The sequence below is a fragment of the Natrinema salsiterrestre genome (genome assembly GCF_029502005.1).
Taxonomy (GTDB): Archaea; Halobacteriota; Halobacteria; order Halobacteriales; family Natrialbaceae; genus Natrinema; species Natrinema salsiterrestre.
This window is the reverse complement of the sequence record NZ_JAMQOT010000005.1, coordinates 130,433-155,123: the sequence shown is the minus strand read 5'-3', so window position 1 is coordinate 155,123 and position 24,691 is coordinate 130,433. Positions and strand designations below refer to the sequence as shown.

22 protein-coding genes and 2 tRNA genes are annotated in these 24,691 nt (G+C 64.6%); 10 read left to right on the top strand and 14 right to left on the bottom strand.

The features are described from left to right. Window positions 1–135: 135 nt before the first annotated feature. Window positions 136–1,077, top strand: a complete 942-nt coding sequence (locus NDI89_RS15025; protein ID WP_277522529.1) for an SDR family oxidoreductase — start codon at window positions 136–138, stop codon at window positions 1,075–1,077. A gap of 27 nt (window positions 1,078–1,104) precedes the next feature. Here NDI89_RS15025 and NDI89_RS15020 read toward each other — a convergent pair whose 3' ends face one another. Further along, the gene (locus NDI89_RS15020) at window positions 1,105–1,635 is read right to left on the bottom strand and encodes a DUF7097 family protein (protein ID WP_277522526.1); all 531 of its coding nucleotides are present in this window, start codon (window positions 1,633–1,635) and stop codon (window positions 1,105–1,107) included. 128 nt (window positions 1,636–1,763) lie between these two features. Between NDI89_RS15020 and NDI89_RS15015 the strand changes: the two genes are divergently transcribed. From NDI89_RS15015 to NDI89_RS15000, 4 genes are all read left to right on the top strand, one after another. Then, window positions 1,764–4,214, top strand: coding sequence for a methyl-accepting chemotaxis protein (locus NDI89_RS15015; protein WP_277522524.1), 2,451 nt, complete (start codon window positions 1,764–1,766; stop codon window positions 4,212–4,214). A gap of 179 nt (window positions 4,215–4,393) precedes the next feature. Then, window positions 4,394–5,089, top strand: coding sequence for a CPBP family intramembrane glutamic endopeptidase (locus NDI89_RS15010; protein WP_277522522.1), 696 nt, complete (start codon window positions 4,394–4,396; stop codon window positions 5,087–5,089). Window positions 5,090–5,183: 94 nt separating this feature from the next. Further along, window positions 5,184–5,555, top strand: coding sequence for a DUF192 domain-containing protein (locus tag NDI89_RS15005; protein WP_277522520.1), 372 nt, complete (start codon window positions 5,184–5,186; stop codon window positions 5,553–5,555). Window positions 5,556–5,766: 211 nt separating this feature from the next. Beyond that, complete coding sequence (locus NDI89_RS15000) at window positions 5,767–7,299, top strand: 2-isopropylmalate synthase (RefSeq protein WP_277522518.1); 1,533 nt, start codon at window positions 5,767–5,769, stop codon at window positions 7,297–7,299. A 73-nt stretch (window positions 7,300–7,372) separates the two neighbouring features. Here NDI89_RS15000 and NDI89_RS14995 read toward each other — a convergent pair whose 3' ends face one another. From NDI89_RS14995 to NDI89_RS14975, 5 genes are all read right to left on the bottom strand, one after another. Continuing rightward, window positions 7,373–7,573 carry a hypothetical protein gene (locus NDI89_RS14995; RefSeq protein WP_277522516.1) on the bottom strand — a complete coding sequence of 67 codons (201 nt, stop codon included), beginning with the start codon at window positions 7,571–7,573 and terminating at the stop codon, window positions 7,373–7,375. 241 nt (window positions 7,574–7,814) lie between these two features. Beyond that, entirely contained in the window at window positions 7,815–9,476 is a 1,662-nt protein-coding gene (locus NDI89_RS14990) for a 4Fe-4S ferredoxin N-terminal domain-containing protein (protein ID WP_277522513.1), read from the bottom strand. Window positions 9,477–9,841: 365 nt separating this feature from the next. Beyond that, a tRNA-Ser gene (locus NDI89_RS14985) sits at window positions 9,842–9,926 on the bottom strand. Window positions 9,927–10,068: 142 nt separating this feature from the next. Further along, window positions 10,069–12,759 carry a phosphoenolpyruvate carboxylase gene (ppc, locus tag NDI89_RS14980; RefSeq protein WP_277522511.1) on the bottom strand — a complete coding sequence of 897 codons (2,691 nt, stop codon included), beginning with the start codon at window positions 12,757–12,759 and terminating at the stop codon, window positions 10,069–10,071. A gap of 287 nt (window positions 12,760–13,046) precedes the next feature. Continuing rightward, entirely contained in the window at window positions 13,047–13,976 is a 930-nt protein-coding gene (locus NDI89_RS14975) for an NAD-dependent epimerase/dehydratase family protein (RefSeq protein ID WP_277522509.1), read from the bottom strand. A 150-nt stretch (window positions 13,977–14,126) separates the two neighbouring features. Between NDI89_RS14975 and NDI89_RS14970 the strand changes: the two genes are divergently transcribed. Both NDI89_RS14970 and NDI89_RS14965 read left to right on the top strand, forming a co-directional pair. Further along, complete coding sequence (locus NDI89_RS14970) at window positions 14,127–15,449, top strand: MFS transporter (protein ID WP_277522508.1); 1,323 nt, start codon at window positions 14,127–14,129, stop codon at window positions 15,447–15,449. 119 nt (window positions 15,450–15,568) lie between these two features. After that, on the top strand, window positions 15,569–16,021 hold the full coding sequence (locus tag NDI89_RS14965; RefSeq protein ID WP_277522506.1) for a MaoC family dehydratase: 453 nt from the start codon (window positions 15,569–15,571) through the stop codon (window positions 16,019–16,021). Between the two features lie 148 nt (window positions 16,022–16,169). Here NDI89_RS14965 and NDI89_RS14960 read toward each other — a convergent pair whose 3' ends face one another. Both NDI89_RS14960 and NDI89_RS14955 read right to left on the bottom strand, forming a co-directional pair. Then, on the bottom strand, window positions 16,170–16,778 hold the full coding sequence (locus NDI89_RS14960; protein ID WP_277522966.1) for a DUF2238 domain-containing protein: 609 nt from the start codon (window positions 16,776–16,778) through the stop codon (window positions 16,170–16,172). Between the two features lie 20 nt (window positions 16,779–16,798). Beyond that, window positions 16,799–17,440: a hypothetical protein gene (locus tag NDI89_RS14955; RefSeq protein WP_277522504.1), complete on the bottom strand. Its 642-nt coding sequence runs from the start codon at window positions 17,438–17,440 to the stop codon at window positions 16,799–16,801. Window positions 17,441–17,515: 75 nt separating this feature from the next. On the opposite strand from NDI89_RS14955, the gene NDI89_RS14950 reads away from it, so the two are divergent. Both NDI89_RS14950 and NDI89_RS14945 read left to right on the top strand, forming a co-directional pair. Next, window positions 17,516–18,121 (top strand): metal-dependent hydrolase, encoded by a 606-nt coding sequence (locus NDI89_RS14950; RefSeq protein WP_277522501.1) that lies wholly within the window; start codon window positions 17,516–17,518, stop codon window positions 18,119–18,121. A gap of 59 nt (window positions 18,122–18,180) precedes the next feature. After that, window positions 18,181–19,254 carry a succinylglutamate desuccinylase/aspartoacylase family protein gene (locus NDI89_RS14945; RefSeq protein ID WP_277522500.1) on the top strand — a complete coding sequence of 358 codons (1,074 nt, stop codon included), beginning with the start codon at window positions 18,181–18,183 and terminating at the stop codon, window positions 19,252–19,254. A 98-nt stretch (window positions 19,255–19,352) separates the two neighbouring features. Here NDI89_RS14945 and NDI89_RS14940 read toward each other — a convergent pair whose 3' ends face one another. The 4 genes from NDI89_RS14940 to NDI89_RS14925 form a co-directional block, all read right to left on the bottom strand. Continuing rightward, complete coding sequence (locus NDI89_RS14940; protein ID WP_277522498.1) at window positions 19,353–20,114, bottom strand: aldo/keto reductase; 762 nt, start codon at window positions 20,112–20,114, stop codon at window positions 19,353–19,355. A 209-nt stretch (window positions 20,115–20,323) separates the two neighbouring features. Continuing rightward, entirely contained in the window at window positions 20,324–20,932 is a 609-nt protein-coding gene (locus NDI89_RS14935; protein ID WP_277522496.1) for a flagellar basal body-associated FliL family protein, read from the bottom strand. Between the two features lie 348 nt (window positions 20,933–21,280). Then, window positions 21,281–21,355, bottom strand: a tRNA-Glu gene (locus NDI89_RS14930). 115 nt (window positions 21,356–21,470) lie between these two features. Continuing rightward, window positions 21,471–22,727 (bottom strand): DUF7343 domain-containing protein, encoded by a 1,257-nt coding sequence (locus tag NDI89_RS14925; RefSeq protein ID WP_277522494.1) that lies wholly within the window; start codon window positions 22,725–22,727, stop codon window positions 21,471–21,473. Window positions 22,728–22,915: 188 nt separating this feature from the next. Here NDI89_RS14925 and NDI89_RS14920 point away from each other — a divergent pair, with 188 nt between their 5' ends. After that, entirely contained in the window at window positions 22,916–23,494 is a 579-nt protein-coding gene (locus NDI89_RS14920) for an MBL fold metallo-hydrolase (protein ID WP_277522492.1), read from the top strand. A 66-nt stretch (window positions 23,495–23,560) separates the two neighbouring features. Here the strand turns inward: NDI89_RS14920 and NDI89_RS14915 are convergent, their stop codons facing one another. Both NDI89_RS14915 and NDI89_RS14910 read right to left on the bottom strand, forming a co-directional pair. After that, window positions 23,561–24,391: an ATPase gene (locus NDI89_RS14915; RefSeq protein ID WP_277522490.1), complete on the bottom strand. Its 831-nt coding sequence runs from the start codon at window positions 24,389–24,391 to the stop codon at window positions 23,561–23,563. Further along, window positions 24,388–24,654 carry a DUF5827 family protein gene (locus tag NDI89_RS14910; RefSeq protein ID WP_006432521.1) on the bottom strand — a complete coding sequence of 89 codons (267 nt, stop codon included), beginning with the start codon at window positions 24,652–24,654 and terminating at the stop codon, window positions 24,388–24,390. Before NDI89_RS14910 ends, NDI89_RS14915 begins: the two co-directional genes overlap by 4 nt. Window positions 24,655–24,691: the final 37 nt, after the last annotated feature.

Genomic DNA, 24,691 nt, shown 5'->3' with positions numbered 1-24,691 from the left:
GCTGAGAGGGGACTTTCGAGGGTGTTATCGCCGCAATCCGGTCGCCCGATCCAGACGGATCGTACTCGGAGACGAAAATTACGGTTAGCGCGACAAACCGTCGATACTTAGGTATCGTCTCCCGAACCTGTCCGTATGGCCACCGCTGAGGACGTCGACGGGACAGCAGACGACGAGCCGGAGGGCTCCGTCGTCGAGGACGACCGCAGTCGCGAGAGCACCGCCGGAACCGACGACAGCCGCTATACGCGCAAGCGATCGGTCCTCATTACCGGCTGCTCGTCCGGGATCGGCCGCGCGACCGCCCGCGCCTTCCTCGAGGAGAACTGGCAGGTGTTCGCGACGGCCCGCAACGTCGACGACATCGAGGCGCTGGAGGACGCCGGCTGCGACACGCTCGAGTTGGACGTCACCGATCCGGAGCAGGTCGCGTCGGTCGTCGAGGAGACCGTCGACGTCGCCGGCTCCATCGACTGCGTCGTCAACAACGCCGGCTACGCCCAGATGGGGCCGCTCGAGGACGTCGCCACGGTCGACCTCCACCGGCAGTTCGACGTCAACGTCTACGGCCCGCATCGGCTCACCCGCGCCGCACTGCCGCACATGCGCGCTCAGGGCGAGGGTCGAATCGTCAACGTCTCGAGCGTCGCCGGGCGGATATCCTTCCCGGGCTCGGGCGCGTACTCGGGGTCGAAACACGCGCTCGAGGCGATGAGCGATTCCCTCCGCGCGGAGGTCGACGAGTTCGACATCGACGTGGTGCTGATCGAACCCGGTCCGGTCGAGACCGAGTTCACCGACCGCGTCGACGAAGAACTCCCGGGTGACGAACGAACCCCGGCCTACGAATCGCTGTACGAACTCTACGACGACGCCCAGCTGATCGGCGGCGGAACCGGCGGCCCCTTCGCCTCCGAGCCCGAAGACATCGCGGACGCGATCCTCGAGTCGGCGACCAGCCCCGATCCGCCGGCGCGGTATCCGGTCGGGCCGCTCGCCCAATACGGACTGTACGCTCGTTATCTCCCGGACCGGCTGCGCGATGCGGTCTACGGGCTCGCTCGAAGGCTGGCCTGACCGCCGTATCGACGCGGCCACCGCCCCTTATCGGTCGGTGTCGTCGTACCGCTCGGCCGCCGACTCGAACCCCAGTTCCGACTGTTCCTGACTGCGCCGCTCCTCGAGCGCCGCGATCGCGTCGGGATCCGGCGCGGCATCGTCGGTGATCCGCGCCCACGAGTTGTGGACGTTGGCGTGACACCACCGACAGAGGTAGATCGTGATCTCGTGGGAGAGGGTCTCGCCGTCGCGATCGTACGAGAGGTGGTGTTCCTCGAGCAGCGGGCGCTCGTCGTCGTGGGCCATTCGCTTTTCCTCGAGCCCGCAGCGAACGCACTCGCGGTCGCGGTTGCGCGAACGGAAGTGGGGACAGTCGGCCCACGTCCAGTCCGATTCGGGATCGACGACGGGACACTCGTAGTCGTCGTCCGCGCGCTCGCTGGCGAATCCCGGATCCTGCTGGTAGTGTTCGAGCGCGTACCGACACTGACCCTCGCCCGTGAGATAATCACAGAGGCCCGCGAACTCGTAGGGGTCGTCGACGCCGACGGACGTTCCCCGTGGCGTTTTCTCCATACCGGTTTCCGGATTCGGCTCGAGTCGATTTGAATGCTCCGAGCGTCCGGTCCCCGGCCCTTGCCAGAAGCTGAATGTCTGATGTAATAATTCGTAAAGAATAAGATAGCTGGTGGAAGTTATCAGTTATGATGGGGGACCTACGGAACGTCGTACCCGCGGTCATCCGGAAGAGTTACGCGCTGAAATTCGGAATCGTGTTGCTCGTCATGGCGATCTCGGTGGGCTCGTTGGGCCTGGTCGCGACGGCGACGCTCACCGACAGCGTCGAAACGACGACGCTCGACGACCAGCAGGATACTGCGGTACGGGAGGCGCAGGCGATAGACAACTGGGACGAACGGAACGCGCAACTCGTCGCATCGTCGTCCCACGCCTCGGTTTTCGACACGGGCGACGATGCAGCGATCGAAGCATATCTACAGGAGAGTTATTCCGACTTCCCGGATTCCCGGATGAACGCGATGGTCGTCGATACGTCCAACGGTGAGATTCGAGAGCGTGTCGACACCGACGCCGCGACCCTCGAGGAGGTGCAGTTTCCCGCCGTTGACGAACTCGACGGGGACCTTTCACAGCACAACGTTCAGCGAACTGAACCGTATGCCATGCCCGACGAGTCGGGACTGGCGTTCGACACCCGTCCCGTCGTATCCTACTACGTCGGCGTCGGCGAGGATCGGGCGCTCGTCGTTACTTTCAACCTCGAAGACCGGTCGACGGACGTTCTCTCGAGCACGGACTCGGACACCGTCATGACGGTCGTCGACGAGGAAGGCAGAATCATCGGCGACGACGCCTACCTCGGCTACGAGGACGGCCGCGAAGCGGTGACCTTTTTCGAGCCCTACGAGGGCAACGACGACCTCCTCGAATCCGCACAGGAGGGACCGGGTGCGACGAAACTCGACGGAAAGCCACCCGAAATACTCCACGGAGAGCCGTACGACTTCGCCCCCGACGGCTACGTGGTCGGCTATCACACGACCGCTGACGGGTGGACGGTCCTCGTCCATACCGCCGAGTCGGACGCGTTTGGCTTCGTCAACGCGGTCAACCGGTTCGGCACCGGAATCACGCTCGGCGGCGTCCTCCTGATCGGCCTGCTCGGTGCCGTACTGGGTCGGACCACGGCGCGATCGATCGATCGGCTGACTCGAGCCGTCGGCGAGATGGAGGACGGAAACCTCGACGTCGCGGTCGAAACGAAACGGATCGACAACATCGGTCGGCTGTACGACGGATTCGCCTCGATGCGAGACGAACTGAAACAGAAGATCACCGAAGCCGAAGCGGCGCGAGCGGACGCCGAACGCGAACGCGAGCGCGTCGAGGAGATCAACGAGGATCTCCAGGATGCGGCGGCCTCGTACTGCGACGTGATGGGTGCGGCCGCCGACGGCGACCTCACCGTTCGGATGGATGCGGAGACGTCGTCGAACGATACCATGCAGGCCATCGCGACTGACTTCAACGAGATGCTCACCGAACTCGAGGGAACCGTCGAACAGATCAGTCGGTTCGCCACCGACGTCGCGACCGCCAGCGAGCAGGTCACCGCCTCGAGCGAGGAAGTCAAATCCGCGAGCGAACAGGTCAGCGAGTCGATCCAGGAGATTTCGACCGGTGCGGACGACCAGTACGAATCGCTTCGCTCGGTCGACGCGGAGATGAACACCCTCTCGACGACGACCGAGGAGATCGCCGCCACGTCGAACGAGGTCGCGACCGCCGCGGAGCGAACCGCACGGACCAGTCGCGAGGGTCACGACGCCGCCCAGGAAGCGATCGATGCCTGCGAACACCTCGAGACGGAGCGAGACGCGGTCGTCGAGGAGTTCGAACGGCTTCGCGAGGAAGTCGCGCAGGTCGACGATCTGACCGACAGCATCGCCGACATCGCCGAACAGACCAACATGCTCGCGCTCAACGCAAACATCGAGGCGTCCAGATCCGCGGCCGCCGCCGACGACGACGGCGGGTTCGCGGCGGTCGCCGCCGAGGTCAAGGAGCTCTCGCAGGACGTCAAAGACGCGACCGACGAGATCGGGTCCAGGCTCGAGCGGATCCAGGATCAGACGGAACAGTCGGCGGAGGAGGTCGACCGCACGAGTCAGGAGATCGAACGCGTTCACGACCTCGTCACGGACACCGTCTCCTCGCTCGAGGAAATCGCCGAGTACGCCCAGGAGACGAACGACGGCGTTCAATCGATCTCGACGGCCACCGAAGAGCAGGCGTCGTCGACGCAGGAAGTCGTCGCAATGGTGGACGAAGTGGCGACGATCGCCGAGGAGACGACCGCCGAAGCCGAAACCGTCGCCGCCTCGGCCGAAGAACAGACGTCCGCACTGACGGCGGTGTCCGAATCGGCGGGCGACCTCTCACAGCAGGCAGTGGCGCTCTCGGAGGCGCTCGATCGGTTCGAGACCGACGCCAGTGGGAGTGCGACGGCTGTCGACTCGCTTCCCGAGATGACGGACGCCGCAGCGGACAGTGCTGACCCAGACCCGACGGACGACGACCCCGATCGGACCGAGACGGACGCCGACGACTCGGCGTTTTCGTTCGGAGAGTAGCCGGGTCCTCGAGGGAACGTGTCCGAATCCGCGAGGACGCCTGCCGGGATTAAAATCGGCGTGCGCCTTGACGATCGGTCTTCCGGAGCGGAGTTCCGGAACTCGAATCATACCGACCTGCGACTCTTTCTCCAATCCAAATTTAAAAATAAATATATTAGCGTTCCGGATTTCCCCTCATGGCCCGCTCGAATCCGATCAAAATCGCTGCGGTCGTCGTCGGGGGCTGGATCGTTCTCGAGGTCGCACTGCGGCGGGGCTTCGTTTCGGTCGCTCCCGCAGTCGGAATCGACCCGCTGCTGGCGGACTATCTGGTCCTCGCGATCGGATTTCCGCTCATCGCGGCGATCCTTACCCTGTACGCACTCGAGCAGGGACAGCGAAGCGAGTCGTGGGAGCGGGACGTGACGGCCCGCGCCCTCGCCGGGGGGCTCATCGCCGCCATCGTCGGATTCGTGTTGCTCAACGGTGCTATCCTGATCGATATCGTACTGTTCGGGTTCGGAGAGACGAGCAGGGCTGGTGGTGAGACACTGACAGCGGCGTTCGAAGCCAGGCCCGCACTCGCGATCCTCTTTCTCGTCGGGAACGGGTTCGTCGTCCCGGTCGCGGAGGAGCAGGTGTGGCGGGGGATCGTCCAGACCGACCTCGTCGACGGATTCGGTGTCGTCGTTGGCATCGGTATCGCGTCGGTGGCGTTCGCTCTCAAGCACGTCATCGTCGATCTGTCGGTGTCCCGTCTGACGATGCTGCTGACTCTCGGACTCCTTCTCGGCGTCGTTCGTCACCGCTGGGGTACTGCGAGCAGCACGGTTACGCACGCACTGATCAATACCGTCTATTCGGCGAGCGCCGTCGCCACCGTCTTCCTCTGACCGCGTGGCCAAATACGGTGTGCCGGTTCATGGGTTCCGAGTCGAACCGACTCCGGCGGGAACGTTTTTGCCGTCGCCGCACCGACTCGAGGGCGTGCGACTCGTCCACGATCCGGTCGCCGACGATGCGTCCCGTGACGGGACCGAGCCCGAGACGCTGGCGACGACGGTCGACCTCGCGGATTCGCTCGTGAGCCAGACGTTAGGGCTCATGTTTCGCCGGTCTATACCGGACGACTACGGGCTTGCGTTCCAGTTCGATTCGACCAAAACCCGCGATCTCCACATGCTGTTCGTCTTCGTCCCCATCGACGCGGTCTGGGTCGTCGACGGTGTCGTCCAGCGCGTCGAGACGCTCCGCCCGTGGCGAGGGTTCGCTCGCGAGAAGGCGGACCTGATCGTCGAGCTCCCGGCCGGGACGGCAGCCGACGTCGATCCCGGCGATCGGCTCGTTCTCGAGGAGTGAGACGGTCGACCGTCACTGCGAACTCTCCCCGTCGAATGCGGGACCGAGCCGTGACCGGCGGATTTAAGTCAGCATGATACGTTGGCCCATAGTACAATGGCACGAGATTCCGTCTCATCGCCGCACGACGAGGATAGAGGAAGTCGGGGCGACCCGGCTGGATGCGAAATTCTCCCACGAACGTAACCGCAGTACCCGTAGTTCACTACTCTTGCCTGTAACTCACTCCCCCGAACAGACGATCGCATCGGACCGTACAGTACGCCTTCTCGACACGACGCTTCGCGACGGCGAACAAGCTCCGGGCGTCTCGCTCTCTCCGGACGAGAAAGTCGAGATCGCTCGCTCGCTCGAGCGCGCCGGCGTTTCGGTCATCGAAGCCGGGAGCGCCTGTACGGGCGCGGGTGAGCGACAGGCGATCTCGCGGGTGACCGATCTCGATCTCGACGCGCGCGTCACCAGCTTCTGTCGCGGGATGCGAGGCGACATCGACCTCGCGCTCGAGTGCGATGTCGACGGCGTTCACATCGTCGTTCCCGCAAGCGACCGCCACGTCGAGGGCAAGGTCGGTACCTCCCGCGAGGACAACCTCGAGAAGACCGCCGAACTCGTCGCCTACGCGAAAGAGAACGACCTCTGGGTCGAGGTCATCGGCGAGGACGGCTCCCGGGCCGATCTCGACTACCTCGAGGAGCTGGCCGAATCGTCGCTCGACGCCGGGGCCGATCGGTTCTGTTTCGCCGACACCGTCGGTCACACCGGCCCGGAACACACCCACGAGGCGGTCTCCCGGCTCGCCGAACTCGGCCCGGTCAGCGCCCACACCCACGACGATCTCGGGCTGGGCGTGACCAACGCGCTCGCGGCCGTCTCGGCCGGTGCCGATCTCGTCCACTGTACGGTCGACGGGCTCGGCGAACGCGCCGGAAACGTCGCCCTGGAGGAGGTCGCGATCGCCCTCTCGCACGTCTACGAGCTCGAGACCCTCGAGCTCGAAGAGCTCTACGAACTCGCACAGACCGTCGCTCGAGCGACGGGGGTTCAGCTCCCGCCGAACAAGGCCGTCATCGGTGAGAACGCCTTCACCCACGAGAGCGGCATTCACACGGACGGAACGCTCAAGGACGACAAGATGTACGAGCCCTACGCGCCCGAGACGGTCGGGCGGGAGCGCCGGCTCGCGCTCGGGAAACACACCGGCCGCGCGGGCGTCGCGGCGACGCTCGAGGAACACGGCGTCGATGCCGAGGACGACGAAGTCGCAGAAATAGCCAACCGCGTAACGGAGCTCGGTGATCGCGGCCGCAGGGTGACGGACGCCGATCTGCTGGCGATCGCCGAGGACGTCACCGGAGCGGATCGCGAGCGCGTCGTCGATCTGCTCGACGTCACCGCCACCAGCGGCGGTGCCGTACCGACCGCGAGCGTCAGACTGGACGTCGACGGCGAGGAACGCGTCGCCAGCGGCACCGGCTCCGGCCCCGTCGACGCCGCCGTCTCCGCCGTCCGCGAGGCGCTGGGCCCGATGGCCGACGCCGAACTCGAGTCCTACCACGTGGACGCGGTGACGGGCGGTACCGACGCCGTCGTCACCGTCGAGGTGACGATGGCTCGAAACGACCGCTCGGTGACGGTCGCCCGCAGCGAGGCCGACATCACTCGCGCGAGCGTCACGGCGATGGTCGACGCCCTCGATCGGCTGCTCGCGGCCGATCAGCAACCGCTCGCGCCGGCAGACGACTGACTCGACGGTCCGCAATCGCGACGACTCGTTTTTCCGACGACCGATCCCGTGCTGTCAGTCGGACGTCTCCGCGCTACCCCTGTCGGAAGGGATCGCTAACGACGTTCCACGGATCGAGCAGGTACACACTGGCGAGAAACAGGGCGATAACGACGACGAACAGACGAGCGACGCCGTCCGCCGACGACGGAATCCCGACGTCGAGGGTCGTCGCCATCACCACCGCGACCCCGATCCAGAGCCCCCCGACGATCAGTCGCTTTCGACGGTCCATACCCGACGGTGCGTCTCGAGGCGCTTGAATACGTGTGGTTTCGAACAGGTCGCCGCCGGAAATCTCACCGACAGCGCCCGCGGCTCCCGCCGGCGAGAAACGGAGTCAGCCCGCCGAGGTGCGATAGTAGTGGCTGAGCGTCAGTGCACTCCCGCTCGCGAATCAACTGCCAGCACCGTTCGTGCTGGCCGCTCGAGTGCGAGCGGTGAGGAACTCGTTTCAACGACTCCGATCGCTCGCGCTACGCGTCTCGAAAACCGAGCCCGACCGTTTCGTCGTCGAGCGCGTTCTGTCGTTTGTCGAGCAACCCGACGTCGTCGTACGAAACCGGCCCCGGAACCTGATGGGCTTCGGGCCCCGGTTGGTGGCCGAGATAGGTGACGTTCGGATTCGTTCCGATGTCCGCCAGCAGTTCGAACTCCACCTCCGGTGCGTCGACGTAGTCCTCGAACAGTTCGTAGGCGACTTCCTCCGGGTTGGCGACCTGAACGTCCTGTGTCGGTCCCTCGAACTGCTCCGGCGACAGCCCGATCTCCCTGATGCCTTCCTCGCTTTCGAGGTCGACTCCGGCGTTCTCGATCGCGTTCACGACGTCCAGCACCGTCTGCTCTTTGTCCGGCAGGGAATCGCCCGGTGGGGGTTCCTCCTCGTACTCCTCCTGCGTGAGATCGACCGCTTTCGCGAGCGCGATCAACCCGACGGTAAGTTCGTCGACGGCATCGACGACGGCGTCGAGCTCCCCGTCGACGCCCTCGAGCGACGATTCGACCGAGTTCGGGGACGGAAGCGCCGTGAATAGATTGATTATCGTTCGCGACCTGGCCGGCTCGTCCGCGTACCGTTCCGGGTCGCTCGCGGGGTTGTTTTTGTCGCCGAACTGGATCACGTTCGGCGGACAGGCCTGCTCACAGGCGCTCGTTCCGATCAGTTCCTCGCCCGCCTTGCCGTCCTGCCGAGTCGGATCGAAGACGCACTTCGACATGACGCCGCGGGGAGCGCGGCGACTGACCGGTCGGCCGCGCTCGTCGTAAATCCGCTCCGGGTCCAGTTCCTCCCGGTCGACGTTCGGATCGTCCCACTGGAAGTAGTTGACCCCGTACGGACAGGCGACCTGACAGTACCGACAGCCGATACAGACCTCGTAATCGGTCAGCACGAGCCCGCCCTCGTCGCGCGTGTGGCGAGCCGTGGTCGGACACACCTTCTCGCAGGGCGCGTCCGTGCAGTGCTGACACGGGCGGACGAGGTAGTTGAAATCGTGGACGGCATCGTTCTGCGAGCACTCTCCGGGCTCGACGTCGACGCTGTCGGGATCCGGAGACTCGACCTGACCGTCCTCGTAGGCGAGTACGTACATCCAGTTGGCTCCCTGATCCCACCCGTGTTCCTGGTTACAGGCCGTTACGCAGGCGAGACAGCCGTCGCAGTGCTCGAGGTCGATCGTCATCCCCCACTGGGTCCCCTCGTCTGCGTCCTGGACCTCGCCCGCGTCCTCGACTGCGGGTTCCGGCTCCGGTTCCTGCTGATCGACCGCACCCCAGCCCAGGCTCGCGAATCCCAGCCCGGCTCCCGCCTTTTTGAGCATCTCCCGACGTGACTCGTCGCCGTCGGTGAGCTGCAAGAGCGTCGACCCGATACCCTCCTTGTCGCCGTCGGCGTCGTCCGACCTGGCGATCGGTCGCTCGTCCTCACCGAACTCCGCCATCACGTCCTCGTGATACCGCTCGTGGAACTCTTCCTCCGAGAGCTCCCCCTTCGTGACTCGCATGGCGTCCCGCCCCATCTCCATCCCGAGTTCCGTGTCGTACTCCGTGTCGTCGAGCAACTCCTCGAGGTCGTCCTGCCACGACTCACCGAGCGGGTGAAACGCCTCGTCGTCCGGCGGCTCGTCGTCCGCACTCATCGTCCCCACCGCGGTCGAGTTGCTGTCTCTCGAGTGGCGATCATTGTGGCTCGTGTCACCACACATATTCCAAGTCTTCGCATAGTGACACTGCTTGCGAGTGATGGGGGCCCGCCCGCCGTCTCGGTGGTCGCGGTCCACTCCGCGTCTGGCGACGAGTCGCCGCAGTACGCTCCGCGCTACTCGAGGCCGACGAGTAACTGAGGCGGCGCTCAGCGGTTTGCTGCTGGAAAAGCGCCGAGAGGGAGATTTGAACCACGGTCGTTTCGCTCCGCTTCACTTCCTGATTCAAATCACTGATCGTTTTCCAGCCACGGTTTACTTCGCTCCGCTACGCGACGCTCAGCGATTTGCTGGTGGAAAAGCGCCGAGAGGGAGATTTGAACTCCCGAGTCCGTGAGGACAGTAGATTTCGAATCTACCGCCTTGGCCGGGCTAGGCTATCTCGGCTCACTCATACGTACCCGAGTGACGTTTTTACCCGTTTCGATTCTTCGCTCTCCCTGAGATCGATTGTCTCACCGGCGAGGGAGGGATGGCCCGCTCGAGTCGCGAGGGTCAGCCCGGCCCGAACGGACGACGACGCCTCCGATCAGCCCGTGTTCTTCATTCCGGCCGCGATCCCCTTCACCGTCAGGCGCAGGGTTCGCTCCTCGATGTCCGTCCGGTGGGTTCGATTGAGGAGGTACACCTGCAGCATGTTCAGCGGGTCCACGTAGGGGTTCCGCCGCTCGAGGTTCTCGCCGAGCCAGTCGCGGGTGTGCAGGCGATCCCGTTGGCCGATCTCGGTGATCAGATCGGCCGTTCGCTCGTACTCGTCGGAGACGCGGGGGAAGAACCGTTCGCGGAGGTCTTCCTCGGCCATGTTCGCGTACCGCTCGGCGATCTCGAGTTCGGTTCGCGACAGCGAGAGGGCCGCGTTGTCGAGCGTCGTGCGGAAGAACGGCCACTCCTCGTACATCTCCTGTAAGGTCTCCATCGAGCCGCCGTCCTCGAGGTAGGCCTCGACGCCGGTCGCGATCGCGTACCAGCCCGGCAGAATACACCGCGACTGGGTCCAGGAGAACACCCACGGGATCGCCCGCAGGTCCTCGACGGTGCGCTCGCCCGATCGGGAGGCCGGCCGGGAACCCAGATCGAGGTTCTCGATGACGGTGATCGGCGTGGCCTGCTCGAAGTACTGGACGAAGCCGTCGCTCTCGAGGAGATCGCGGTACTCCCGTCGGGCGGCGTCGGCCATGGATTCCATGGCCTCGACCCACTCGTCGTGGACCTCCTCCTCGGGCTGGTCCAGGGACTGCTTGCGCGCCCGGAGCTGCGCGTTGAGCATCTGCTCGATGTTTCGCTCGGCGATACGCGGGTTGGCGTATTTTTCGGCGATCGCTTCGCCCTGCTCGGTGAACTTGACCTGCCCCGTGACGGTCGAGTTCGGCAGCGCGAGCAGCGCCTCGTTCATCGGGCCGCCGCCGCGCGAAATCGAGCCGCCGCGACCGTGGAACAGCCGCATCGTCACGTCGTAGTCATCACAGATCTCCCCGAGCCGGCGCTGGTTCTTGTACAGCGACCAGTTCGCGGCGAGGAACCCGTTCTCCTTGTTCGAGTCCGAGTACCCCAGCATGATCTCCTGAGTCTGGCCGCGGGCTTCGAGGGCCTGCGCATAGGCCTCGTTCTCGAACAGCGTGCCCATGATCCGGCGCGCGCCGGAGAGGGCGTACTCGGTCTCGAGCAGGGGAACGATGTCGATCCCGGAGTGCTCGGGCAGGGAGACGACGCCGGCCTGATCGGCCAGGAACAGCACCTCGAGGACGTGGCTGGGCTCGTCGGTCATCGAGATGGCATAGGTGTCGATGGCGTGGCTGCCGTACTCGCTCTGCCAGTCGGCGAGGCTGTCGAACAGCCGGAGGACCCGCGCCGAGTCGTCGGAGAGCGCCTCGGTGTCACCGAGGTCGATCACGGGCTCGTCCTGCAACACGGCCTCGGTCAGGAACTCGACGCGTTCGTCCTCGGAGAAGCCGTGGTAATCGATCCCCTCTGCCTCGAGGGCTTCGGCGATGGCGTCGGTGTGTTTCGCCTGGTGCTCTCGGAGATCCAGACTGGCCAGCGAGAAGCCGAACGTGGCGACCTGCCGGCGGATCGGGTCGACGTGCGCGTCGACGACGCTCTCGGCGCCGTTGTTCCGCAGGCTCCTGGCGATGACCTCGAGGTCCTCGAGGAGTTCGTCGACGTCGTCGTACCCGCCCGGGCGGACGTCGCCGACGCGGCGGATCCGCTCGCGCATGAGCTTGAGTTTCTGCCGGTAGGGCTCGCCGGGATAGCGATCCTCGGCGGTGCGAGCGCTGCCGGGGAGTCGTTCGCGATCCCGCTCGAGCGAGGCCTGGAACGCGGAGCCGGCGTCGATCCGGCTGCCGTCCTGGCTCAGCACGCCCGAGAGGCGCTTGAGCTGCTCGCGGTACTGCTCGAGGACGACCGAGCGCTGGCGCTCGAGGGTGTTGGCGGTCACGTCGGGGGTCACGTACGGGTTGCCGTCGCGATCGCTTCCGGCCCACGAGCGGAACTCGAAGAGCTTCGGGATCTCGAGGTTGCCGGGGACTTCCTCGTCGATCGCGTCGTCGAGCTCGTCGTAGATCTCCCCGACGACGTCGAAGAGGGTGTTCTCGAGGTACCACTGGACGTTGCGCGCCTCGTCTTCGGGCTCGGGCTGGCGATTGCGGACCTGCGGGGTCTGCCAGAGGCTCGTGACCTCGGCGTCGATGTCTCGCCAGCGCTGGCTCTCCTCCTTGTCGGTCAGCAGGCGCTCGTCCAGCGTCTCGAGATCCGTCGAGATGTCCCGCAGTTTCGACTTGACCGTCTTGCGGCGCGCCTCCGTCGGGTGCGCGGTGAAGGTCGGTTCGATCAGGACGTCGTCGAGGATCTGACGCACGGTCTCGACGTCGGCCTCGCCGAGTTCCTCGGCCGCCGTCTCGAGGCTGTCGTCGAGGGTCCCCTCGTGAGATTCCGTCCGGATCGTCCGGACCCGTTCGCGCTCCTCGGCGAGGTTGATCAGTTCGAAGTAGGTCGTGAACCCGCGAGCGACGATCCGCTGTTGATGGGGCGAGAGGTTCTCGAGCTCCGTGACGAGGGGCTCGCGCGAATCGAGCTCCCCGGAGCGGTAATCGATCGCGGCCCGCCGACACGATTCGACCGTCTCGAACGCTTTGCGAGACGTCTGTTCCTCGAGGACGTCGCCGAGCAACGCGCCGAGCTCCCGGACGTCCTGTCGAACGTTCCTGTTATGGAGTCGCATATCGTGAGGATGTGGGTGCCACGATAAAAACCCCTAGCAGGTGCGCTAACTGGCTTATACATCGTTTTCCGTGAAGGATTCCGGCGAGCGGGTTCGGTCGATGACCGATTATCGAGACGCTCGTTCGCAGAGAGCGTCCGTTACTGGTTACTCCATCAGTCTGATCCGAAAATTCACTACGATCATAAATTATTCTCGCGGCGGACGGATTTCGATTCCCGGCTATCGGTAGCGACGAGACGAATGCGAAACGGTCCGATACGGATCGAGACACCGCGTGATCGAGTTCACTCGTCCGCGTACTGGGCGCAGACCCGCCGGATCCCCTCATCGAAGTCGATCTGGGGCTCCCAGCCGGTTTCTTCCCGAATCTTCGCGGCGTCGGCACAGGTGTCGCGGACGTAGACCGAGTCGGGGATCGGGTTTTCGACGTACTCGGGGTCCACGTCGGTCCCGAGCTCGTCGTTGAGCATCTCCACGACCGTATTGAAGTCGTAGGCCTCGCCCGTTCCCAGATTGTAAATCCCGTCGAGCTCGGCCGCAGCGGTCTGCTCGAGCCCGCGGACGATATCGGAGACGTGCGTGAAGTCCCGCGTCTGGGTGCCGTCGCCGTACAGGACGGGCGACTCGCCGTTGGCGATGTCGTCGGCGAACTGCGCGATCACGTTGGCGTACTCGCCTTTGTGTTCCTCCGCGCCGCCGTACCCCTGATAGACCGAGAAGAAGCGCATGCCGGCCATCGACATATCGTAGTGGTTCGAGAAGTACTCGCCGTAGCGCTCTCTGGCCAGCTTCGACGCTTCGTATCCGGTGTTCACGCTCACGTCCATGTCCTCGGGCGAGGGTTCCGTCCTGCTCCCGTAGATCGACGACGTCGAGGCATAGACGACCGTCTCGCAGCCGTCCTGCCGAGCCTGCTCGACCACGTTGACGAACCCTTCGACGTTCACTCGCGCACCCGTCGTCGGGTCGTCTTCGTGCATCGCGTACGAGGACAGCGCCGCGAGGTGAAACACCACGTCAACGTCCGTCGGCAGATCGTCCTCCAGCACGCTCGCCTGCACGAAGTCGACGTCTTCGGTGAGATTTTCCGGTGTTCCCAGATAACAGTCGTCGACAACCGTCACGTCGTTCGTTTCCGCGAGTTCGTTCGCCAGGTTCGATCCGATGAATCCCGCGCCGCCGGTGACGAGCACGGAGTGGTCCTCGAGAGTCATACCGAAACCCCCCATTCGGCAACGCATAGATGTTTTGAAGACCCGAGCACGGACGAGGGTCGAACGCGAACGACGGTTCGGTCTCGAGCACCCGTCTCGAAGCCCGAATGTGGACACAGATTTAATAAAAACCCTGTCAAACGATCACAGGTGACACTACTTGCCGACCCGTATCGACGACGGTGGATCGGATGGGGATTGCTCGTCTCCGCCTTTTTTCTCGTCAGTCTCCATCGGTCGTCGACGGGGGTCCTCTCGGAAGCGTTGATGCGATCGTTCGACACGACCGGGACGAGTCTCGGATTGTTGCACTCGTCATTTTTCTACCTCTACGCGGCGTTTCAGGTCCCGGCCGGCCTGTTGACGGACCGGTACGGGGCGCGGGCGATCGCCGCAATCGGAACCGGTCTGATGAGCATCGGAGCGATCGTTTTCGGCCTCGCACCCACGTACGCGCTCGCCTTCACCGGTCGACTCCTGATCGGGTTCGGTGCGAGCGTCCTGTTCGTCGCGACGCTTCGGTTCTGTGCGAACTGGTTCCGTCCCGACGAGTTCGGGACGATGACCGGGGTGACGTTCAGCGTCGGCATTCTGGGCGGGTTGGCCGCGACGACGCCGCTGGCGATCGCCGTCTCGAGCGCGGGATGGCGGCCATCGATGGTCGGGCTCGGACTGTTCGGTCTCGCGACCGGGGTCGGTATCGTCCTCTTTTCGCACGATTCGCCCGCCGATGCCGGCCTGCCGCCCATCGAAAACGTTCCGGAACGACCGGACGTGACCTCCGCGGCGACGCTCAGGCGATACGTCGCGGATGCGGTCCGCGAACCCGAAACGTGGCTGCTGGGGATCATGCTCTTTTTTATGACCGGAATCGGCATCACGATCTTCGGTCTGTGGGGGATTCCCTATCTCGTCCAGACCCACGACATCTCCGTGACGGAGGCGTCGGTCTACCTCCTCGTCGGGAACGTCGGCGGCATGATCGGTCCGACACTGTTCGGCTGGCTCTCGGATCGGTCGGGAAACCGAACGGGCCTCATCGTCCTCTCGACGGTCGTGTTCGGATTGAGCTGGGGGATCTTCGCCGTCTTCGGCGTCGTTCCGCTGGCGCTCGTCGGGGCGATCTTCCTCTTCTCACGGGTCCTGCGGGGCGGGATTCCGCTCGCCTTTACCGTCATCAAGGAGCGCCACCCCGAGGGTGCGAGCGGCACCGTGATCGGACTGATCAACACGATGGGGTGGATCGGCGCGGCCGTCTTCCCGGTCCTCCTCGGCGCGGCACTCGACGCCTACTGGACCGGTGAAACGGTCAACGGTACCCGCGTCTACACTGAGTTCGGGTACCGGGTCGCGTTCGCCATCGCGACGGCTTCCGGACTGATCGCCGCGATCTGCGCGATTGCGCTCCACGTCCGGACGCGCAACGATCGCCCTCTCGAATCCGAGACCGACGTCGAGCAGCCGGCGAGTTGACCACCCCCGGTCGGTTTCGAGACCGTCGGAATCAGCTACCGAGTCGATCGAACCCGCTTCCCGACCCCATTCTGCCTCGGCCCACAGGTTCTTGCAGGTACGTCCCACATTTCACGGCCATGCGCTACTACGAGGATCTCGAGGTCGGCGACACTCGGGAGTTCGGTGAGTATCACGTCACGAAGGAGGAGATCATCGAGTTCGCCGAAAAGTACGACCCGCAGCCGTTCCACGTCGACGAAGAAGCGGCCGAAGACTCCGCGTTCGGCGAACTCGTCGCCTCGGGCTGGCACACCGCGTCGATGTGCATGCGGCTGCTCGTCGACGGCCCCATTCAGGACCGCGCCAGCATGGGTGCCCGCGGCGTCGACGAGCTCCGGTGGAAACAGCCGGTCAAACCCGGTGATACGCTCTCGATTCGCACGGAGATCCTGGACAAGCAGGTTTCCGAGAGCGATCCGAGACGGGGCTACGTCGACAGCCGCCTCGAGGGTGTCACCCAGGACGGCGACGTCGTCATTTCGTGGATCGCCCACGGCATGATCGCGCGTCGGAATCCCGGCGAGGAGTAAGTTCCCACTGACGGCGGTTGCTGAGGGCGGTGGGAGACTCTCTCGAGGACTATCGATGCTTCAGGCAGCGATGACGACGGCGCGGACGGCCAGGGGAAGCGGTTAGTCGATTACGAACGCCGCCGCGGAGCGGGCTGCGGTACTCGATTCAGGATTCGACCGATAGCAGGCGCTCGCGAACCGTTTCGGCGACGTCGGTGAGGTACACCTGTCCGAAGGTACCGACGAGGAGCGCGCCGAGGGAGTTGTACATGAGATCGCGAACCGTGTCGTCGAGTCCGTGTTGAGCCAGCGGCATAGTGACGCCGGTCGACGCCGCGATGATGTCGAGCGCGAACTCGAACAGTTCCCAGATGACGCCGAAGGCCATCACGAGCACGAAGATGTAGACGAACGCGACCCGACTCGGGATGTGGATGTCGTCCGCGTGGAGGTCGACCGCTCTGGCAACCGTGTAGCCGACGCCGGCGACGAGCGACGCCGACAGCGCGTGCGTGAGGTGGTCCCACCAGTCGATCTGGCCGTACAGGCCGGCCGACCCCAGCGTGTGGAGGAACACGGCGGCGGTGATCCAGAGACCGAGCCAGGGATCCAGCGGCAGGTCGTAGTTCCGTTCCAGCAGGGCCGGGAAGAACGTGATGAGCAGCGCGACGCTGCCGTTGACGATCGCTTTCGGCTGGCCGTCGACGAGGCCGTAGGCGACGAGTCCGACGAGAACGAGTTGCATGAGCCGCGTGAGGCGGCGCTGGGTTCGCATCGAGGGGCGCGGGAGACGCGTCATCGGCTGACCACCCGCCTGAGCGCCCGTCGGAGCTGCCGATCGCGGCGTCTGAAGTAGGCGTCGAACAGCACGCCCGCTGCCAGCCCCGCGACGGTCACGGAGAGCCACTCGGCCATCAGCGCGTCGTTCGTCGAGAGATACGAGGTGCCGAACCGCCGATCCAGGTTCCACCGCAGCACGGTCCAGGCCGCGACGGACGCCAACGTCGTCAACACGACGAGGACGATGGCGAACCAGTGGCTCACCCGCAGCGAGGTGAACATATGCAGTTCCGCCGTGATGATCAGGGCGAGACCGGCCACGGCGAGATAGGCGGCAAACGTACCGACGCTACCGTCGAACACGCCCCTGACGAGGATCGGTAACGTCGCGAGGACGAGCAACTCCCAGGGCAGCATGGCCCGCCATTCGCGGTAGGCCGCGGGCGGAATCACGACGATCGCGCCGACGATGGTAACGAAAGCGAGCCACTGCCGGTCGAAATCGAGCGCGCTCTCGACGAAAACCATCGCGAGGACGCCGACCACGACCCACGCGAGGAGGGCGTTCGTTCGACTGTCCCGAAACAGTCGTTCGAGGACGTCCTCCACCGCGTCCGAACGGTCTTCCGATCGCGACTTTCCGTCGCTCCTTGCCATTTCGAGGAGCCAAACACTATCGAGGCATAAATCCGCCGGTGGGCTTATCTCGAGCCCACGCCTTTCAGACGATATATGATGCTTCCGACGCACGCGCTGATGGGACTCGCGATAGCAGCGCCACTCGTCGTGGTCGCCCCCGACCTCGCGTCGGCGGCGCTCGTCGGCGCGTTCGCCGGCGGCCTGTTACCGGACCTCGATCTCTACGCGGGACATCGGCGCACGCTCCACTATCCGACGCTGTACACGATCGCCGCCGTTCCGGTCGCCATCGCAACGGCGCTCTTCCTGACGCCGTGGCTCGTCGCTCTCACGTTCCTGTTCCTCGGGGCCGCGCTCCACTGTCGGATGGACCGATACGGCGGCGGTCTCGAGCTCCGGCCGTGGGAGGGGACCTCCGATCGAGCGGTCTACGATCACGTTCGGAGCCGCTGGCGTGCACCGAAACGCTGGGTCCGGTACGACGGTGCACCCGAGGATCTCCTGCTCGCGATCCTGGTCGGGCTGCCGCTGTTGGTCGTGCTCGAGGAGCCGTTCCAGTGGCTCGTCGGGGTGGCACTCGTGGTCGGCGGCCTCTACGGACTTCTCCGACGACGACTCGCGAATATCGCGCCGGTCGTCTTCGGCTCCGTTCCCGAATCGGTCAACGAGTACGTCCCGAATCGATACAAGCAGAATTGAACCCGCCGCCGTCGGCCGATCGGCGTGTTTAATGGATGTCGCTGCGGAGAACGGCGTACATGGCTGATACGTCCCCCGAACCGTTCCGATACGATGCGGAAGTCGATCCGGGTGAGACCCGACACGTCCGCTACGAAATCGGCGAGACGTACCTCGGGGATCCAGTCGAAATTCCGATAACGGTCGTCAACGGCGAGAAGGCGGGTGCGACGGTCTTCCTGACGGCGGCGCTCCACGGCGACGAACTGAACGGCGTGAAAGTGCTCCAGGAAGTCGCCGACCGATACGAGCCGTCGGACCTCCACGGCACGCTCGTCTGTCTTCACGTCGTCAACGTTCCGGGTTACCTCGCCCAGCAGCGGGACATTCCGATCTACGATCAGGACCTCAACCGCTCGTTTCCCGGCAGGGAACGGAGCAATACCGCGGAACGAATGGCCTATCAGATCTACGAACGGTTCATCAGCCAGTGCGATCTCGGACTCGACTTTCACACGTCGACGCGCAACCGAACGACGATGTACCACAGCCGTGCGGACATGTCGAATCCGGCGGTCGAGCGACTGGCGGAGGCGTTCGGTGCCAACGTGATCCTCGCAGGAGCGGGCGAGGACACGTCGTTGCGCTCGGTCGCGACGGCCGATGGGATCCCTACGATCACGATCGAGATGGGGAAGGCACACCGGTTCCAGCGACCCCTCATCGACAAGGCGCTCGAGGGCGTCGAAAGCGTCCTCGCGGAATACGACGTCCTCCCCGACGAATCGGTCACGCGGCCGGGCTGGCAGAAGATCCTCGGCGGCGATCAGGAGAAGCGCTGGTTGCGCGCCGACACGGGCGGACTCGTCGATATGCAGTGGGGACCGACGCCGCTCGTCCACGAGGGAGAGACGATCTGTGCGATCAGCGACCACTTCAGCACCGAAGAACACGTCGTCGAGGCACCGTTTACCGGACTTCTCGTCGGGGTCCTCGAGAACCCGGTCGCGCTCCCGGGGCACCCGCTCTGCCACCTCGCGCGCATCGACTCGGAGACCCACGAGGAGATCGAAGCCGAGATCGACAGCGGCGAATTCGACGGGTATCGAATGCTCGGCGTGCGCTGGATGGGCGACGGCGAAGAAGCCGAGTGACGGTATCGCTCTCTCCTCTTTCGGGCCGCTCCGCCGGTTCAGGGATGCCCCTGTGCCGGACTCGCTGGCCCTCGGAACGCGTCGACGGGGATGGTGTGCTACTCGGGATACAGCTCCTCCTCGCGTTCGACGCCGTCGATGCGGGCGACGTCCTCGGCGTCCAGCGCGATATCCAGGGCCGCGCGGTTCGCCTCGAGGTGCGCCCGACTGGACGCCTTTGGGATCGGGTAGATGCCCTTCGCCAGTAACCAGGCGAGGCTGGCCTGCTCGGGCGAGACGTCGTGTTTTTCGGCGACCGCGACGACCGCCTCGACGTCGCCGACTCGTCCACCGGACAGCGGCGAGTACGCCACCAGCGGGTAGCCGTGCTCGCGGGCGTGTTCCAGCCGATCTTCGGGCTGGAAGAGCGGGTGGTACTCGACCTGGTTGGCGGCCGGTGATCGTCCCAGTACGTCCCGGAACCGTTCCAGCTGGCTCACTTCGAAGTTACTGACGGCGACGCCGCCAACGAGGCCGTCCTCGCGAACCTCCGCCAACGCCGGAAGAGTCCCCTCGGGATCGTACTCGCCGCGGGGGCGGTGGACGTACAGCAGTTCGACGCGATCGAGGCCGAGGCGCTCGAGGCTGGCTTCGACGCTCTCGGACACCGCGTCGGCACCGAGCCGGTCGACCCAGAGCTTCGTCGCGACGGTCAGTTCCTCGCGATCGATCGGCGAGCGCTCGATGCCCTCGCCCACGACGGCCTCGTTGTCGTATATCTGTGCGGTATCCAGGTGGCGGTATCCGAGATCGATAGCCGTCTCGATGGCCGCGGGGTCGTCGATCCCCATCGTCCCGAGTCCGAGTCGCGGAAGGTCCATACCGGTGGATCGGTGACCAGCGAAAAGAGGGTGACGGCAGTGGTTGCGGTTTCCGCGGGACGGGTCGCTGTCCGAGATTTGTCGGTAGAGCACTATTCCGTTCCACGAGAGGAACCGTCGTTTCGAGCGGTAGCCCAAACCACCGTGACTGAGAGACGGTATCCAGAAAGTGTCATTACGCCCCACTCAGTTCACAGTTGTCGGGTACGTCACGATCGGTCGGCGATAATTCGGACCCGGTCTCCCTCTCGGAGAACGTAGTCGCTCGGGGTGACCGACTCGCCGTTCACGGTCACGGTGACGCTCGTATTCGAGTCGCTATCCCGATACGTGGTCCCCTGAAACGTCACCGTCGATTCCGTGACGTCGATTCCGAGCGTCGCCATCCCGTACTCGAGGGTCACGCCCTGAGCGTGGACGTGCCAGCGAGTCCCCTCACCGTTCTCGAAGTGGAACGCGTCCGCCTGCAGTTGGTACTGCTCTTGGCTGAAATCGATCTGCTGCCCGTCGATAGCGACCTCGATCGTTCCGTGCGTATGAACGCTTCCGATGTTGGACGGCTGCTGTTCGGCCTCGAACTCGGCCGACGAGCCGTTGCTGGACGACAGGAACACGAAGACACCGACGCCGATGGCGACCACGAGAAAGACGCCGAGAACGATGAGGCCGATCGGGCGGTCGCTGTTCTCGTCATCGGTTTCGGCACCGATTCGCCGCCGATCGATCGGCCCGAGCTCGTCGTAATGGTCCGTTTCGAGGTGCGTGTTATACCTCTCCTCGTCCTCGAACGACGCATCACAGTACTCACACTCCGGCATTGTCCCTCATAGGTAGGTGTCTCATACGAACCTTGCGAAAATGTTGTATGTGAACGATGGGTACGTGTCCGCCGTCTCCGATATCCCCCGACACATCGATACCTATCGTAATCCGACGCTCGCAAGCAAGATTCCCCCCACCGATCTCACTCGCTTCCTCGTCGCTAATTGGGGCTGCTCTCGAGAGGGACGAAGTACTGTCCCGTCTCTGAGTCAGGAAAAATCCCGAAAGTCGAGATGCTCCGGCTGGGATTCGAACCCGATGCAAATCCTTGCTCCGCTCGGATTTCCGTGCTTCAAATCCCAGAGCGTGCGCTTTCTTCTTCGTCACTTCGTTCCTCAGAAGAGTGCTCCGGCTGGGATTCGAACCCAGGTCATTGCCGTGAGAGGGCAATATGATTGGCCGGACTACACCACCGGAGCGGGCGTCGTCTACACCCAATCGTAGCGGAGTACGATGTTTAAGCATTCCGTTTCGTTCCGAGAGTGTCGGACTGTCTCACGGGAGAACCAGTCGGTGATCGGGTCGCCGGATCCCTCACTCCTCGAACGGCGACTTCGTCGCCTCCGGTTCGAACCCATCGAGGCTGATTATATTCTCGCGTCCGACCCGAAGTTTGCTGATGATCCCCTCGTCTTCCATTTCCGAGAGCAGCATACTGACTTTGGATTTCGACCAGCCGGTTTCGTCGACGATGTTGACCTGTTTCATCCGACCGCCGTTCTCCTGGATCAGTTTGACGACGCGATCCTCGTCGGTCATGAGCTCTTCGTCCGAGAGGGCAGCGGCTCCGTTTGCGTCGTCCGCGTTCGTCGGTCCCCCTTCGTTCGATCCGTGACCGTCCATGTCAGCGGCTGCTGCCGTCGACCCGGCCGCTCCGTCTCCCGCCGACCCACCGGCCTCGTCAGTTGCGAATCCGTGTCGCCGGTACCAGACGGCTGCGGTAACCATGGCCCCAGCAACGAGGAGCCCACCGACCAGATACCAGACGACGTCAGCGCCGGTCATCGTCGCGATCAATCCGGCGTTCCCACCGCCAGCGGCGGCACCGTCGGGTCGGGTGAGGACCGCACGAGGACGACCATCGACGAACTCCCGTTGCCCGTTCCACTGGACCGATCCCGTCTCTTCGAGGGAAGTCCCCGCGTACTCCGCATCGGGCTCGACGGACCGAAACACGAGATCGCCGTCGGCCTCGAAGACGATCGCCTGATCGGACGAGAGGTAGATGTCCTGAAAGACGTCACCCGCGACGATCGTCTCGTCGTTGACGGCGGCGAACCCGTTCCACGTAAACGTCATTTCGACGACTCCACGTTCCGTCGGCCAGTCTTCGATCCGAGCGGACCGCCGGAAATCCGTCGCCTCCATTTCCCGGCCGGTCTCCTGTGCGCCGGTCTGCGTCAGGAGGCGCGACTGGTTGATAAACCGATCGTACAACCCAGTTTCGTTCGCCTCGAACGCCTCGACGAAGGTTCTGAAGTTTTCTTTCGCCTCCCTTTCGTTGTCCTCGTTCGAGAACCACAGTTCGTGACGGAACGTCCACGTCGCGCTTCCGTTTTCGTGAATCGTAATTTCGAACGTCGTGTTGTCGAAATTCTGCGTTTCTTGCGAGACGAACGGGCTCGAGTCCGCGGGATCGATCGTCGCTACGGGACCTCCCCCCGTGGGACCGGGTTCCGCCGTCGACGGGGCGGCCGGTCCGGCAGTCGCGAGGGCGACCGATCCGCTGATGCCGGCGACGGACGCACAGATCACGAGAACGACGAGTCCGACGGAGACCGGCCGAATCATTCGTCTACCACTACGTGCCGCAGCTAAAAATCCTTGTGAATATTTCGAATCGACTCGGTCGTTCCGTCTTCGGATCCGGTATCGGTCCCTCAGCCCCTTTGTGATCGGTCTGATTGCGGACCCGGGATGGTTTCGATTCGTGATCGCGTGTCGACACGCACAAATCGGTCGACCCCATATCGGGGCTCATGATCACGAACCTCGCGCAGGGCGTACAGGCGTTCACCAGCAACGTCTTCCTCGTATCCGGCGACCGAACCGTACTCGTCGATACGGGTGCGAATTTCGATGCCGTCGCCGCCGTCCGCTCCGAGGTCGACGACCTCGATGCGGTGATCCTGACCCACACGCATCGGGATCACGTCGGCAACCTCTCGGCCGTCAAAGACGCCTTCGACGTCGACGCGTGGGGGTACGACACCTCGATCGAAGGCGTCGACCGCGCCATCGCGGACGAGGAAACCGTCCGGCTGGGCGATCACGAGCACGTCGCGCTCCACACGCCCGGGCACAAGAACGACCACCTCTGTTTCTATTCCGAGGCCGCGAGCGTGCTGTTCGCGGGCGACCTCGTCTTCCAGAACGGGAGTTTCGGCCGCACGGATCTCGAGGAAGGCGACCGCGAGGCCCTGATCGAGAGCATCGACCGCGTGCTCGAGCGGATCGACCCCGGCCTCGCGGCGATGCACACGGGCCACGGACCGAGCGTCACGACGGATCCGTACGATCACGTCGAACTGTCCGCACAGATGGCTCGACAGGCCTGAAATCGCTCGTTCGAGACTCGAGACCGCCGTCCGTGGTCTCCCGCTCGAGGTGGGACTCGAGACCGGTTAGACCCGTCCGGCCGCGTCGAGTAAGGCGTCGTATGCATCGGCGTACGCGGTCGCGATTCCGGCGGGATCGTCGCGGTGATCGCTCTCGAGGGCCGGGAGCGGAACGCGCTCGAGCGGGTCGAGATAGTCGAGGACGTCGGGAACGCGCTTCTCGATGGCCCCGTCTCTGGGACTGGAGCTGGCGATGTCGCAGGCCCGGCAGTAGCGATCCCCCGGGTAGATCCGCGCGCGTCCGGGCTCGACGACCGCGACCGCGGCGACCGACGACGGCGGAAGTCCCTCGAGAGGGCGTGCGATGTCGCTGTAGGACTCGACGACGGCGACGTCCGTCTCCTCGATCTCGGTCGCGACCCGATCGAAGGCGGGGACGTACTCGCGTTCCGCGAGCTCGTTGAACTCGTCGACGGTCTCGACCGCGACGGCGTCCTCGAGCGGGAGCGCCTCGGAGACCGCGTCCGGGACGTCGGCGGTCGCGTTGCGGACGAACAGCGGGTCGTCGGTGGTCCGGCCGATCCGATCGACGACGAACTCCCTGTCAGCCCGTCCGAGCAATCCGGTCCCGCCGCCGGGGGCGGGCCGCCACAGTCGGTGGACGGGGTTGAGTCGCTCGGGCGGCCGGTCCCGACCGTCAGCCGCCGAGAGGCGCGCCGCGTCCTTGCCGTAGAGCCGGCCGTCGGCGAGCGCGCGCCGGCAGTCGTCGTGGTCGAACCAGAAGTCGTTCCCGGCGCGGGGTTTGTAGCCGACCGCGCCGGTTCGCTCGAGCAAGCCGGCCGAGAACGTGGTCTTGCCCGCGTCGACGCGATCGCCACCGACCACGAGGAGGATCATTCTTTCAGGCCGTAGTAGCCGGGTTCGTCCTCGTCTCGCGGCTCGGCGACGACGAGGTCGTCGGCGTTGGTCATGACCCACGGGATGGCCCAGTCGAGCAGGATGTCCTCGGTCTCGGGGTCGAGTTCGGCGTCGGGTTCGACTCCCTGCAGCATGCGAGCGATCTCGTAGACGGTGTACATCTGGTCGTCCTCGAAGAGCTCCGCCGGCGTGTAGAAGTCACACGGCGGGAGCTCCTCGAACTCGGATTTCGGGACGGGCATATACGGCCCTACTCGCGGGACCCACAAGACCACACCG

What these genes read in the sequence shown, in the direction of transcription:
- NDI89_RS15025 (WP_277522529.1), top strand. Translation starts at nt 136, where the DNA reads ATGGCCACCGCTGAGGACGTCGACGGGACAGCAGACGACGAGCCGGAG.
- NDI89_RS15020 (WP_277522526.1), bottom strand. Translation starts at nt 1,635, where the DNA reads ATGGAGAAAACGCCACGGGGAACGTCCGTCGGCGTCGACGACCCCTAC.
- NDI89_RS15015 (WP_277522524.1), top strand. Translation starts at nt 1,764, where the DNA reads ATGATGGGGGACCTACGGAACGTCGTACCCGCGGTCATCCGGAAGAGT.
- NDI89_RS15010 (WP_277522522.1), top strand. Translation starts at nt 4,394, where the DNA reads ATGGCCCGCTCGAATCCGATCAAAATCGCTGCGGTCGTCGTCGGGGGC.
- NDI89_RS14995 (WP_277522516.1), bottom strand. Translation starts at nt 7,573, where the DNA reads ATGGACCGTCGAAAGCGACTGATCGTCGGGGGGCTCTGGATCGGGGTC.
- NDI89_RS14990 (WP_277522513.1), bottom strand. Translation starts at nt 9,476, where the DNA reads ATGAGTGCGGACGACGAGCCGCCGGACGACGAGGCGTTTCACCCGCTC.
- ppc (WP_277522511.1), bottom strand. Translation starts at nt 12,759, where the DNA reads ATGCGACTCCATAACAGGAACGTTCGACAGGACGTCCGGGAGCTCGGC.
- NDI89_RS14975 (WP_277522509.1), bottom strand. Translation starts at nt 13,976, where the DNA reads ATGACTCTCGAGGACCACTCCGTGCTCGTCACCGGCGGCGCGGGATTC.
- NDI89_RS14965 (WP_277522506.1), top strand. Translation starts at nt 15,569, where the DNA reads ATGCGCTACTACGAGGATCTCGAGGTCGGCGACACTCGGGAGTTCGGT.
- NDI89_RS14960 (WP_277522966.1), bottom strand. Translation starts at nt 16,778, where the DNA reads ATGCGAACCCAGCGCCGCCTCACGCGGCTCATGCAACTCGTTCTCGTC.
- NDI89_RS14955 (WP_277522504.1), bottom strand. Translation starts at nt 17,440, where the DNA reads ATGGCAAGGAGCGACGGAAAGTCGCGATCGGAAGACCGTTCGGACGCG.
- NDI89_RS14950 (WP_277522501.1), top strand. Translation starts at nt 17,516, where the DNA reads ATGATGCTTCCGACGCACGCGCTGATGGGACTCGCGATAGCAGCGCCA.
- NDI89_RS14945 (WP_277522500.1), top strand. Translation starts at nt 18,181, where the DNA reads ATGGCTGATACGTCCCCCGAACCGTTCCGATACGATGCGGAAGTCGAT.
- NDI89_RS14940 (WP_277522498.1), bottom strand. Translation starts at nt 20,114, where the DNA reads ATGGACCTTCCGCGACTCGGACTCGGGACGATGGGGATCGACGACCCC.
- NDI89_RS14935 (WP_277522496.1), bottom strand. Translation starts at nt 20,932, where the DNA reads ATGCCGGAGTGTGAGTACTGTGATGCGTCGTTCGAGGACGAGGAGAGG.
- NDI89_RS14925 (WP_277522494.1), bottom strand. Translation starts at nt 22,727, where the DNA reads ATGATTCGGCCGGTCTCCGTCGGACTCGTCGTTCTCGTGATCTGTGCG.
- NDI89_RS14920 (WP_277522492.1), top strand. Translation starts at nt 22,916, where the DNA reads ATGATCACGAACCTCGCGCAGGGCGTACAGGCGTTCACCAGCAACGTC.
- NDI89_RS14915 (WP_277522490.1), bottom strand. Translation starts at nt 24,391, where the DNA reads ATGATCCTCCTCGTGGTCGGTGGCGATCGCGTCGACGCGGGCAAGACC.
- NDI89_RS14910 (WP_006432521.1), bottom strand. Translation starts at nt 24,654, where the DNA reads ATGCCCGTCCCGAAATCCGAGTTCGAGGAGCTCCCGCCGTGTGACTTC.